The organism is Arthrobacter terrae, from assembly GCF_015708085.1.
Classification (GTDB): Bacteria; Actinomycetota; Actinomycetes; order Actinomycetales; family Micrococcaceae; genus Arthrobacter_M; species Arthrobacter_M terrae.
In genome coordinates this window covers 11805-24047 of sequence record NZ_JADNYM010000034.1, presented here as the reverse complement: position 1 = coordinate 24047, position 12243 = coordinate 11805, and the positions used below count along the sequence as shown (strand labels likewise).

General features: G+C 63.4%; 10 protein-coding genes. 4 read left to right on the top strand and 6 right to left on the bottom strand.

Going from position 1 to position 12243, the window contains the following annotated elements:
• The first annotated feature begins 67 nt into the window (after nucleotides 1-67).
• Nucleotides 68-2374, top strand: coding sequence for a RelA/SpoT family protein (locus IV500_RS19805; RefSeq protein WP_376770235.1), 2307 nt, complete (start codon nucleotides 68-70; stop codon nucleotides 2372-2374).
• A gap of 10 nt (nucleotides 2375-2384) precedes the next feature.
• Here IV500_RS19805 and IV500_RS19800 read toward each other — a convergent pair whose 3' ends face one another.
• From IV500_RS19800 to IV500_RS19790, 3 genes are all read right to left on the bottom strand, one after another.
• Nucleotides 2385-2996, bottom strand: a complete 612-nt coding sequence (locus IV500_RS19800) for a hypothetical protein (protein WP_196398538.1) — start codon at nucleotides 2994-2996, stop codon at nucleotides 2385-2387.
• Nucleotides 2997-3112: 116 nt separating this feature from the next.
• A complete protein-coding gene (locus IV500_RS19795; protein WP_376770233.1) occupies nucleotides 3113-4702 on the bottom strand; it encodes a DUF349 domain-containing protein in 1590 nt (529 codons plus the stop codon).
• 59 nt (nucleotides 4703-4761) lie between these two features.
• Nucleotides 4762-5583, bottom strand: a complete 822-nt coding sequence (locus IV500_RS19790) for a peptidylprolyl isomerase (protein WP_196398537.1) — start codon at nucleotides 5581-5583, stop codon at nucleotides 4762-4764.
• 187 nt (nucleotides 5584-5770) lie between these two features.
• Between IV500_RS19790 and hisS the strand changes: the two genes are divergently transcribed.
• Together hisS and aspS are read left to right on the top strand one after the other, a co-directional pair.
• Nucleotides 5771-7144, top strand: coding sequence for a histidine--tRNA ligase (hisS, locus tag IV500_RS19785; protein ID WP_196398536.1), 1374 nt, complete (start codon nucleotides 5771-5773; stop codon nucleotides 7142-7144).
• Nucleotides 7145-7381: 237 nt separating this feature from the next.
• Entirely contained in the window at nucleotides 7382-9154 is a 1773-nt protein-coding gene (gene aspS / locus IV500_RS19780; RefSeq protein WP_196398535.1) for an aspartate--tRNA ligase, read from the top strand.
• A gap of 56 nt (nucleotides 9155-9210) precedes the next feature.
• Here the strand turns inward: aspS and IV500_RS19775 are convergent, their stop codons facing one another.
• From IV500_RS19775 to IV500_RS19765, 3 genes are all read right to left on the bottom strand, one after another.
• Entirely contained in the window at nucleotides 9211-9366 is a 156-nt protein-coding gene (locus IV500_RS19775; protein WP_196398534.1) for a hypothetical protein, read from the bottom strand.
• A gap of 80 nt (nucleotides 9367-9446) precedes the next feature.
• Nucleotides 9447-9761, bottom strand: coding sequence for a hypothetical protein (locus IV500_RS19770; RefSeq protein WP_196398533.1), 315 nt, complete (start codon nucleotides 9759-9761; stop codon nucleotides 9447-9449).
• A 161-nt stretch (nucleotides 9762-9922) separates the two neighbouring features.
• Nucleotides 9923-10603 (bottom strand): acVLRF1 family peptidyl-tRNA hydrolase, encoded by a 681-nt coding sequence (locus IV500_RS19765; RefSeq protein WP_196398532.1) that lies wholly within the window; start codon nucleotides 10601-10603, stop codon nucleotides 9923-9925.
• A 109-nt stretch (nucleotides 10604-10712) separates the two neighbouring features.
• On the opposite strand from IV500_RS19765, the gene IV500_RS19760 reads away from it, so the two are divergent.
• Nucleotides 10713-12194 (top strand): replication-associated recombination protein A, encoded by a 1482-nt coding sequence (locus IV500_RS19760; protein ID WP_376770232.1) that lies wholly within the window; start codon nucleotides 10713-10715, stop codon nucleotides 12192-12194.
• Nucleotides 12195-12243 lie beyond the last annotated feature (49 nt).

The following is a 12243-nucleotide window of genomic DNA, read 5'->3' as shown; positions in this document are numbered from 1 at the left end:
GGGCGGCGCGACCGGCAAGGTGGTGGAACCGGCTGCTCCGGAGCCGCAGCAGTCGGCGGAAACCCCGGTGGACGTGGCAGTCCAGCAGGCTGGTCAAAGCCCGACGGAATTGCGCCCGACGTTTCCTGGCCGGCGGGAGCGCACCCGTGCACGTTTAGCACGTTTGACCGGGCGGGGGAACAGCGGTTATTCGCCGATCCTGGAACCGCTGCTGCGCACGGTTCGGGCTAATAATCCGAAAGAGGATTTTGACCTGATCCAGCGTGCCTTCGTGGTTGCCGAGCGAAGCCACCAGGGACAGAAGCGCAAGAGTGGGGACCCGTATATTACGCACCCGGTGGCCGTCGCCACCATTTTGGGTGAGCTGGGCATGTCCGGCAGTACCCTTGCCGCGGCCCTGCTGCACGACACAGTGGAGGACACCCCCTACACACTCGATCAGCTGCGTGCGGAATTCGGTGACGAGGTCGCCATGCTGGTGGACGGTGTCACCAAGCTGGATAAGGTCACCTTTGGTGAGGCCGCCCAGGCGGAAACGGTGCGCAAGATGGTCGTTGCGATGGCCAAGGACATCCGGGTTTTGGTGATCAAGCTCGCGGATCGCCTGCACAACGCGCGGACCTGGCGGTTCGTCTCCGCCGAGTCCTCCGGCCGCAAGGCCAGGGAGACGCTGGAAATCTTTGCCCCGTTGGCCCATCGGCTGGGCATGAATACGATCAAATGGGAGCTCGAAGACCTTTCCTTCGCCGCACTGTATCCGAAGGTCTACGACGAGATTGTGCGGATGGTGGGGGATAGAACCCCGGAGCGCGAAAAGTCCCTGGCGGTCATCCGCAACCAGATCACCGAGGATCTGCGCACGGCCAAGATCCATGCCACGGTTACCGGCCGGCCCAAGCACTACTACTCCATTTACCAAAAGATGATTGTCCGCGACAAGGACTTTGACGATATCAACGACCTGATGGGCGTGCGGATCCTGGTCGACTCGGTGAAGGACTGCTATGCCGCGCTGGGGCAGATGCATTCACGCTGGAGCCCACTGCCCGGCCGGTTCAAAGACTACATTGCGATGCCCAAATTCAATATGTATCAGTCCCTGCATACCACTGTGATCGGCCCGGACGGTAAGCCCGTGGAGATCCAAATACGGACCGTGGACATGCATCAGCGCGCGGAATACGGCGTCGCGGCCCACTGGAAGTACAAGAACCAGCCCAAGGGCGGCCCCGCCGCGAGCGTGAACGGCGATGACATGAACTGGCTGCGGACGCTGGTGGATTGGCAGCAGGAAACCCGTGACCCGGGTGAATTCCTGGATTCGCTGCGGTTTGAAATGAATGCCCGGGAAGTTTTTGTTTTTACTCCCAAGGGTGAGGTCATGGCGCTGCCGGCAGGGTCCACGCCGGTGGACTTCGCCTACGCCGTGCACACTGAAGTGGGTCATCGCACCATCGGTGCCCGGGTCAACGGCAAGCTGATTCCGCTCAATAGCGAACTGAACCACGGCGACTGGGTGGAGATCTTTACCTCCAAGGCTGAGGGAGCCGGCCCGAGCCAGGATTGGCAGAACTTCGTCAAGAGTCCGCGGGCCCGGAACAAGATCCGCCAATGGTTCAGCAAAGAACGCCGTGAAGAGGCCGTTGAAAAGGGCAAAGAGCTCCTCACCCGTGCCATGCGCAAACAGAACCTTCCGCTGCAGCGCCTGATGAGCCATGATGCGCTGCTGTCAGTGGCCCGGGATTTCCGGTATGTGGACATTACCGGACTGTACGCCGCGGTCGGTGATGGCCACACCTCCGCCCAGTCCGTCGTCGAAAAGGTCGTCGAGTCCCTCGGCGGCCACGACGTCGCCGAGGACGAAGTCGCCGAAATCGCCGCTCCAGGCGTGCCGAGCCGGCCGCGCTACTCGGACTCCGGCGTCATCGTCCACGGGATGGGTGACGTGCTGGTGAAGCTGGCGCGGTGCTGTACGCCGGTGCCGCCGGATACGATCGCCGGGTTTGTCACAAAGGGCTCGGGTATTTCGGTGCACCGGTCGGACTGCCGCAATCTGGCGCATCTGAAGAATGAACCCGAACGGCTGGTGGACGTGGAATGGGCACCCACGCAATCCAGCGTCTTCCTCGTGGAAATTCAGGTCGAGGCTCTGGACCGCAAGAGCCTGCTCTCGGACGTGACCAGAATTCTCTCCGAGAACCATGTTAATATCCTCGCCGCCAGCGTCCACACCTCCAGCGACAGGGTCGCCATTTCCCGGTTCGCCTTCGAAATGGGGGATCCAAAGTACCTGCACCACGTGCTCAGCGCAGTGCGGCGCATCGACGGCGTCTTCGACGTCTACCGCACTACCGGATCCCAACGCCGGGTCTGATCGGCCCGGTTCAGCCGGCAGAACCGCTCCGCTCCTCCAGCAGCGACTGGATCAGCGCCAGCGCCGCCTGCTTGTGCGGCACGCGGTGGCAGGACTGCAGGGCCTGGCGGATGAGACCGAGCGGGCAATTCAGCGCCGGGTCCGCGGCGAGCGTCCGCAGCGCCGGCAAAGCGTCAACAGCGGGCACATGGACAGCCAGGTCGACGGCGGTCCGCAGCGGCGTCGTGACGGGCATGCTGCCGACGACGGCAACATCAAAGCGGCTGAGCTTCACCTCGTGCAGAGTGCAGCCGCTGCCGGGCAGCAGCGCTCCGGCCCGATGCCCGCTGTCCACCAGCAGGGAAATGACAGCTCCGGGGCCCGAGCAACCGTAGATCCAGGCCGCACTCAGTCTGCCGGCGATTCCCCGACCGGCGAGGTTGGCGGGCGTGGCCAGTGCCATGGCCCTGCCGCGCAGGGCCGGCGTAATGGCAGTGCCGGCCGGAATATACGAATCCCGGAACACCGGTACAAGGATGGAATCCAGGCACATGGACTGCAGAGTGGTACGGCTGAAGTGCCTGCCAGGAGAGAAAACGGTACCCATACTTTGGGACGGCGGGGTAGAGCTCGGTGCAGGCATCTACCCAGTCTGCGGCGCGGTGCCGGCAAACAAAAGGGCCGCGCAGGAAGTGTGGAAATCTTCCTGCGCGGACCTTTTGCCGGGCCCCCTGAGTCTTATCCCGGCGCCGGTGGTCTTTAGTCGAAGTCTTCGGCGGCCTTCTGGATTTGTTCCAGCCACAACTCACGCGCGGCCAAAGCTTCCTGCGCCTTCGTCAGCTTGCGCTGGTCTCCAGTAGCTTCGGCCGCCGCCAGATCGTCGCGTAGTGCCGCAATGGTGGCTTCGAGCTGGCTTAGGGCGCTGCTGGTGCGGGCCTTGGCCTCAGGATCGGTGCGGCGCCAGTTGTCCTCCTCGGCCTTGCGGACGGCGTCCTCCACCACACGCAAACCGGCCTCCACGCGCTGCATATCCGCGCGGGGCACCTTTCCGGCCGCTTCCCAGCGGTCACGAATGGACTGCAGAGATTTCTTGGCAGCAGCCAGACTTTGGATCGGAAGGAGCAACTTCGCCTCGGCGATCAGCGCTTCCTTGACCACCAGATTTGCCGAGAATTCCTGATCCAGCTCTTCGTTGACGCTCTGTCGGGCAGCAAAGAACTTGTCCTGTGCGCCACGGAAACGAGCCCAAAGAGCGTCGTCGTCCTTTCGGCTTGCCCGCGGAGCTGCCTTCCACTGGTCCATCAGACGGCGGTATTCACCGGCGGCGTAACCCCAGTCCGTGGAACTGGACAGCGCCTCTGCCTCTGCGATGATGTTCTCCTTGACGGATTTGGCTGCAGAGTTATTACTGTCCAGTGCCGAGAAGTATGCACGGCGGTGGCGGTCGAAGTCGGTTCTGGCAGCGCGGAATCTCTTCCACAGGGCTTCTTCGGTATTGCGCCCAAGGCGCATCCCATTCTTTTGGGCGGTCTTCCACAATTCGAACAGCTCATTCATCCGGGAGCTGCTGGTCTTCCACTGGATGCTGTCCGGGTCTTGACCGGAGATCTCTTCGGCCTCGACAACGATGGCTTCCCGGGATTTGAGCTCCACGGCGCGGGCGGCCTGGTGCACGGCGCGTTCAGCCACTTCCAGGGCTTTGATGCTCAGGTCCAAGGAGTCCAGACGCTGTTCGGCGCCGCGGATATCTCCCACCGCATTCCGTTCCGCCAACTGCTCCCGCAAGTGCCCGACCGTTTTGTGCATGTCGGCCGAAGGTGCCTTCGCCTCGACTCGCTGCTCCAGCAGCGTAATGGCGGCGGCGACGTCGTCGAATTTTCGGGCAAAGTAGGACAGTGCCTCATCGGTGCTGGCTCCGGGAAACTGACCAACGGGCTGTTCTTCACCGTCGATGAGTACATAGACATGACCGTCTTCTTCGGCACGTCCCCACTTGGCGGCCGTCGCCAAGGACGTTCCGGTCAGCGACGTACCGGCTGGAGATGGCGCGGCGGCTGCCCCTTCGGCGCGGGGGAGAGGAGCTGCCGGGCGTGGCCGCGCGGCGAAAGCCGCCGGAGACGGAATCCGCCGTTGGGCAGCGGTCGGTGCCGGAACTTCGGCTGCTGGAGTCTCGGCTACTGGAGTCTCGAGTGCTGGAACTTCGGCTGCTGGAGTCTCGACTGCCGGAACTTCGGCTGCTGGAGTCTCGACTGCCGGAGTCTCGACTGCCGGAACCTCCATTACCGTGTGGTCGGTCTCATCCACCGGGTGGATCCTGGCCATGTCGTCGGATTGCTGACTGTCTGTCACCGCTAAAAATCTTTCGCTGGAGGATAATCTTGCACTACTGGATGCCACTGCCGCTCAATTTACTCGAGCGTAAACGAGTCTATCGTTACGGGCGTCACAGGGGCCCCATCGGTTGATCCGCCGGTGATGCCCGCGTCGGCTATTTTCTGCACCACGTCCAGGCCCGAGGTCACCTTACCCATGATCGTGTAGCCGCCGTCGGTCTGCGGCAGGACGGTGTCCTTATAGACGATGAAGAATTGCGTCCCGTTGCTGTAGGTGCTGCTGCCACGGGCTACCGCGATTGTCCCGGCAGGGTATTTGCCGTCGGCTGGAGAGTTTTCTACCGGACCCCACTGATAAGCGGGGTCACCGGCACCGTCCCCGGCTTTGGACCCGCACTGCAGGACGCCGAAATTATCGGCATCGGTCAGCCGGTGGCAGGACAGACCCTTGAAGAAGTCTGCATCCGCAAGGGATTTGAAGACCGCCGCGGCCTGGGGAGCCTTGGTGCCATCGATTTCAATACCGATTGGTGCGCCGTTGAGGCTTAGGGTGCCGGTGAAGGTCTTCCCGGCAGCGGCAGAAGCGGGCGGAATTCCTGCGGAGTTCGTCGGAGCTGCCGAGCTGGTCGCATCAGCAGAAGCCGATGCTGCTGCCGACGGCGGCGCGCTGGAGTCGAGCGGGGCCTCGACGGCGGCGGTCTGATCCGCCGTCGGATTATGACTGAATACCGTCAGCTGCAGGACAACGGCAAGCACGACGACGGCGACGATCGCCACTGCTGCCGCGACGTTGTCCCGCTTCCGGCGTTTCGCCTGCTGCTCGCGGAGGCTCCGCTTGGCTTCCATGCTGGTGATACGGCGTTTTTGCTCGCGCGCGTCACGGTTGGTGCTCGCCACAGTTCTGCTCTCCTTGGAAATCTGGTTTTTCCCGTGGTTGGGTGGGGCGCCGCTGAACCGGATAAAATGGCTGCCGCAGACAGTGTACCCATCCAGCTGTCGCAATAATCCTAAAAGACCCTGATAAACCGCTGTGCTTGGCGGTTATTGACCGGCGTCGTCCGTTTCGAAGAGGAGAGCTTTACCCATGGCACGCAACGCCTCACTGTCCGGTTTCCCCGAGTGGCTGCCACAGGAACGGCTGGTGGAGCTCCATGTGCTGGACACCCTGCGGCGGACCTTCGAACTGCACGGGTTCTCCTCGATTGAAACCCGGGCCGTGGAAACAGTGGGTCAGCTGTTGCGCAAGGGCGAGATCGACAAGGAGGTCTACCGGCTGAGCCGGCTGCAGGAGGAGGAGCCCGGTGCCGGAGCCGACGCGAAATCCACGTCCGACGCGAAAGCAGATGCTGCGCTGGCCCTGCACTTCGATCTGACCGTCCCGTTTGCCCGCTACGTCGTGGAAAACGCCGGCTACCTCGCGTTCCCATTCCGGCGCTACCAGATTCAGAAGGTCTGGCGCGGCGAGCGGCCCCAGGATGGCCGGTCCCGCGAGTTTACCCAGGCGGACATAGATGTCGTGGCCGACGGCGAGCTGCCCTTCCGCTACGACGTTGAGTTGGCGCTGGTCATCGTGGAGGCACTGTCCGCGCTGCCCATTCCGGCTTTTAAACTGCGGGTGAATAATCGGCGGCTGGCCGAGGGGTTCTACCGCGGAATCGGTTTGGCGGACACCGCCGGGGTGCTGCGCAGCATCGACAAGCTGGATAAGATCGGCGCCGAGGCTGTCGCGGACCTGCTCAAGACGGAGCTCGGTGCTACGGACAGCCAGGCCCGCGCCGCGCTGGCGCTGGCCTCGATCCGGACCGAGGATACGACCTTTGTGGAGCAGGTGCGCGCCCTGGGAGTTACCAATGAACTGCTCGAACAAGGGCTCAGCGAATTGGAGCAGGTGGTTTCCGCCGCGGCTTCCCGTGCTCCCGGTTCCGTCGTAGCGGATCTGAGCATTGCCCGCGGCCTGGATTACTACACCGGAACCGTTTACGAGACGGTACTGGTCGGGCACGAAAATCTCGGCTCAATCTGCTCCGGCGGACGCTATGAGTCGTTGGCCACGAAGGGCAACCGCAGTTTTCCCGGCGTCGGGCTGTCCATCGGTGTCACACGCCTGGTCTCGCGCATTGTCGGGCAGCAGCTGGCGGTTGCCTCCCGCAGTGTTCCCACCGCGGTTCTGATATCCCTGGCCGACGATAACAGCTGGCCGCAGGCCCAGGACGTCGCCGCGGCCCTGCGCGGCCGGGGAATTGCCACAGAGGTGGCGGCTAAAGCAGAGAAATTCGGCAAGCAGATCAAGTATGCGGACCGACGTGGCATACCGTTCGTCTGGTTTACGGCCGAGGACGGCAGCCACCAGGTCAAAGACATCCGCAGCGGGGATCAAAGCGCCGCAGACCCAGCCAGCTGGACACCGCCGGCCGAGGACCTCCAGCCGAGCGTCGTCGTCGCCCCTGGAGCCCCCTGATCCCAACTGGGTAGCAGCAGCGGCACGCATTCCGCGATTTGGCTGCAGTTGCTGCTACCTACTTGGGAAATAGAGGGTGCCGCGGGTGGTCGACGCGGAAACCGCAGGATTCAACGGTAAACTCGATGAGGGCCGGAGTGTCGCTTCGCCATAACCTACTTATCATCGGCAATTGCCCTTGGTCTGCGGAAGAGTTGCATGTTGGATTTCCGCGGCCGAACCATTGAAAGGAATGCTGTGCTGCGCACACATGACCTTGGCTCCTTACGAGCCGAGCACATCGGACAAACTGTAACCCTCTCCGGTTGGGTTGCCCGACGTCGGGATCATGGTGGCGTGGCGTTCCTTGATCTGCGTGATGAATCCGGAATTGCCCAGATCGTGGTGCGTGAAGAAGAGGTTTTCCACGCGCTGCGCAATGAGTACGTGCTGCAGATCACCGGGACCGTGCAGCAGCGCCCGGAGGGCAACGGGAATCCCAATCTCGCCAGCGGGGAAATAGAGGTCATCGCGGATACGGTGACGGTGCTCAATGAGGCGGCGCCGTTGCCGTTCCAGATTGACGAGCACGTCGAAGTGGGCGAGGAAGCCAGGCTCAAGCACCGCTACCTGGACCTGCGCCGGCCCAATATGCAGCGGAACCTGCGCCTGCGCAGCGAAGCCAACCGCGTAGCCCGGAACCTGTTGCACGAGCAGGGCTACGTCGAAATCGAAACCCCTACATTGACCCGTTCCACGCCGGAGGGCGCCCGCGACTTTGTCGTCCCGGCCCGCTTGGCTCCGGGATCCTGGTACGCACTGCCGCAGTCCCCGCAGCTGTTCAAGCAACTGCTGCAGGTGGGCGGATTTGAAAAGTATTACCAGATTGCCCGCTGCTACCGGGACGAGGACTTCCGTGCGGACCGGCAGCCGGAATTCACCCAGCTGGATATTGAGGCCAGTTTCGTGGACCAGGATGACATCATTGCCCTGGGAGAGGGCATCGTGTCCGCGCTCTGGAAGCTGATTGATGTCGAAATTCCATTGCCGATCCAGCGGATGACTTACTGGCACGCGATGGAGAAGTACGGTTCGGATAAGCCGGATCTGCGGTTTGGCCTGGAGCTGACCGAGCTGACGGAGTTCTTTAAAGACACCGACTTCGGTGTCTTTAAGGCTCCCTACGTTGGCGCCGTCGTCATGCCCGGCGGTGCCTCTCAGCCGCGCCGGACGCTGGATGCGTGGCAGGAATGGGCCAAACAGCGTGGCGCCAAGGGCTTGGCTTACGTTTTATTCAAGGACGACGGCGAACTGACCGGTCCGGTGGCTAAGAACCTGACCGATTTGGAGCGGGCCGGTTTGGCGGACGCCGTGGGGGCAAAGCCCGGGGACTGCATCTTCTTCGCCGCCGGAGAAGTGGGGCCATCCCGGGCACTGCTGGGCGCGGCACGGGTGGAAATCGGGCACCGGACCGGGCTGATTAATCCAGCAGACTGGGCGTTTGTTTGGATCGTGGATGCACCGATGTTCGAATCCGCGGCAACGGCAGAAGCGTCCGGTGATGTGGCGATCTCCGGCGGTGCGTGGACGGCCGTGCACCATGCCTTCACCTCTCCCAAGCCGGAGTTCATGGATTCCTTCGATACCGATCCGCAGGCCGCTTTGGCCTATGCCTACGACATCGTCTGTAATGGAAACGAAATCGGCGGGGGATCAATCCGTATTCACCGCCGTGACATCCAGGAGCGGGTTTTCGAGGTCATGGGACTTTCAGCCGAAGAAGCCCGGGAAAAGTTCGGGTTCCTGCTGGACGGATTCAAATTCGGAGCACCGCCACATGGCGGAATTGCGATCGGCTGGGACCGCGCGGTGTCGCTGCTGGCCGGAGTGGACTCGATCCGGGACGTCATTGCGTTCCCGAAGTCCGGCGGCGGCTACGATCCCCTGACGGCAGCCCCGGCTCCGATTACCGCTCAGCAGCGCAAGGAAGCCGGCGTGGATTTCAAGCCCGAGGCTAAGCCAGCAAGCTGAACCACCCGCACTGCCGGCGACGGCGGGCTCCCCTGCATTAGAGGAAGCCCGCCCACTCAGGATCGGGACGGGCCCAGCGGGCTTTTATCGGCTGCTTCCCGGGACTCCAGTTCGGTGACTATTCTGTCGTAGTTCGTCCGGGCTCCGGGGTTGGGGCACGTACGGTCCAACTCCTTGAAGAGCCGGTTAGTCAGGGTGCCCAATTCAAGCATGCTGAGGTCTGAAAGGTCGGATGGAAGCCTCAACGGTGACACCCACCAAACCGGGTATTGAAATAGTGCGCTCCGGCCGCTCACACCGCTGAACCGTAGCTGATGAGTTTCGCGGCGTCGGGGCAGGACGGCAGCAGTTTCGGGGCCAGCACGGTGAAGGGCTCGGACCCCACGCCTGTTGCCAGGAATGAAAGGTATTCCAAGGCGGGTTGGTCGATGTGCCGCGCGGTGGATACATCGACCGTAATGGTGGCCCGCTCGGTGATCCGGCTGGCCCGGTGAATGATCGGAAGCAGCGCATTGACACCCGGTAGCGTGACGCAGCCGCTGACATCGACGGTGACGGCCGGCGGTGCAATGGTCAAACGCACGGTGACGCCGAGCTTGTGATCCATAAAAACTCCAAGGCAAACGAGCTTCATGGCCTGCTGCTTAGCCGTACTTGACTATAGGTTGCGGTATGGCGGTTCTGCAAGGGTGCGCGTTGCCGCTTCGGCACGCCTGCAGGAACTCCGCTCAGCCGCGTGGTGGCTGGCCGCTGTTGCCGGGGTCTGGGCTAGGAGTCCGTCACACGAATGCGGATAGCCTGCACGTCGCGGGCGGCGGTTTTCAGGACCGCAGGCTTAGGGTCGGGAACATCGAGAAACCTTAGTTGGGGAAGTCTGGTCAGGAAACCGGCCCGAGGTTCGGCCAGCCAGAGCGAGGTCAGTGCCCGGTCACCGCCCAAGACCAAATATTCAGCTGTACCGATATTTGTCACGTCGGCTCCCGTTCCGGGCGCTGGTGGCCGCGGCCCGAAAAGAAGCTGGGCCTGTTCGGCCACTCTTTCGAGCATGGCATCGGCTCGGTTTTCGCGTCGCCTGGCGGCGCGCTGCTGGGACGAGCCGCCAACACCGGACCTCGACTGGCTGAATCCGCTGCCGGACTTGGAAACCAGAACCGCACCGTCCCGGCATAGTCCCAGCGCGTAGCCGGCACTGCGGATCAGAACGACGGCGACTGTGCGGCTCTGCGCTGCCAGGGAGGCAAGCCTTTCCAGCTCGGTGGCACCCCTGCCAGGCCTTCCGGCCGGTGGCCAAGGCGATTGGAGCAGAGCCGTGCTGCCGTCCGCGGCAGTTAGGCGCAGTCCGTCGTCGTCCTGATCGCAGCGGACCGCACCGTGCGCGGCCGCGAACCGCTCCGCCCAGCCCGGCAGCCGGTCAGCGGATACCAGTGTTGCGCGGGATTGGGTTGCCATTTAAACGAGCCTACCCGCGCAGTTGCAAGGACTGACACAGCGGTGAGCGAGTTGGTGCGCCCGGCGGTGAGCGAGGTGGCGATTTTGGCGCTGAAGATAGCCTTAGCTGGTGACAGATCTCTTTGACGGTGCATTTTCCTCCTCCTCCGATACGGATGGCGGGGTGGACGGTCGGGACGCGGAGGACTTAGCCGACCAGGAGCAACGGGGCCGGGATCAACCGGCGCGGCCGCGAAGTCCGCTGGCGGTACGTATGCGTCCGCGCAGCCTGGCGGAGGTGGTCGGGCAGCAGCACCTGCTTGGCTCGGGGTCCCCGTTGCAGTTGCTGGCGGCCGGCGCGGGCCAGAATGGTCCGGCGGGACCGAGCTCGGTGATCCTGTGGGGTCCGCCCGGGACAGGGAAAACAACTCTGGCGCACGTGATCGCCAGAGGCCCGGGGCGGAAATTCGTGGAGCTTTCAGCGATCACCGCGGGGGTCAAAGACGTGCGGCGGGTGATGGATGAGGCGTTGACCGCCCGTGACCTCTATGGCCGCACCACGGTGTTGTTCCTGGACGAGATTCACCGGTTCAACAAAGCCCAGCAGGATGCGCTGCTGCCGGGCGTGGAAAACCGTTGGGTGGTGCTCATCGCTGCCACCACCGAGAACCCCTCGTTTTCCGTCGTGGCGCCGCTGCTGTCCCGTTCGCTGCTGCTCACGCTGCGCCCGTTGACCGACGACGACGTCCGTAACCTGGTGCTGCGGGCGGTGACTGATCCCCGCGGCCTGGCCGGCAAAGTAAGGCTCAGCGAAGAGGCAGTGGATCACTTGGTGCGGCTCGCCGGCGGCGATGCACGCCGTGCGCTGACTACGTTGGAGGCTGCGGCCGGCGTGGCGCACGCCGACGGCGGCGGTGCTGAGCCCGAAGCAGAGGCTGTATCAGCGGGGGAGGCCGGAGCGCACACCGTGCTGGTGAACCTCGGCCACGCCGAGCGGGCCGTAGATGCGGCAGCCGTCCGCTATGATCGTGCAGGCGACCAGCACTATGACGTGATTAGTGCGTTCATTAAGTCCATCAGGGGCTCGGATGTTGATGCGGCCCTGCACTACCTGGCACGGATGCTGGAGGCCGGCGAGGACCCCCGATTCGTATCGCGGCGGATCATTATCTCCGCCGCCGAAGATATTGGCATGGCGGATCCGACGGCTCTGCAGACCGCGGTGGCTGCCGCCCAGGCGATTGCCCTGATCGGGATGCCGGAGGCCCGGATCGTCCTGGCGGAAGCCGTCGTGCACCTGGCTACGGCGCCCAAATCGAATGCAGCCTATCTGGGAATTAACTCGGCCATTGCCGACGTCCGCGCCGGGCTGGGCACGATGATTCCGGCAGCATTGCGGGATGCCCACTATCCCGGCTCCAAGCAGCTGGGCCACGGCAAAGGCTATATATACTCGCACGACGAGCCGCATTCAGTCGCAGCCCAGCAGTACCCGCCGGATGACCTGGTGGGCCGGGACTACTACACACCCACAGGCAACGGCGTGGAGCGGGATATCTCGGTCCGGCTTGCCCGACTGCGGCAAATCATCCGGGCAAGACGCAAAAAATGACGCCCCTTGCGTCACATGCCGCGCGGCGTGCGCGCGTCATGGGGCGGGA

What these genes read in the sequence shown, in the direction of transcription:
- IV500_RS19765 (WP_196398532.1), bottom strand. Translation starts at nt 10,603, where the DNA reads ATGGCAACCCAATCCCGCGCAACACTGGTATCCGCTGACCGGCTGCCG.
- IV500_RS19770 (WP_196398533.1), bottom strand. Translation starts at nt 9,761, where the DNA reads ATGGATCACAAGCTCGGCGTCACCGTGCGTTTGACCATTGCACCGCCG.
- hisS (WP_196398536.1), top strand. Translation starts at nt 5,771, where the DNA reads ATGGCACGCAACGCCTCACTGTCCGGTTTCCCCGAGTGGCTGCCACAG.
- IV500_RS19775 (WP_196398534.1), bottom strand. Translation starts at nt 9,366, where the DNA reads ATGCTTGAATTGGGCACCCTGACTAACCGGCTCTTCAAGGAGTTGGAC.
- IV500_RS19800 (WP_196398538.1), bottom strand. Translation starts at nt 2,996, where the DNA reads ATGCCTGCACCGAGCTCTACCCCGCCGTCCCAAAGTATGGGTACCGTT.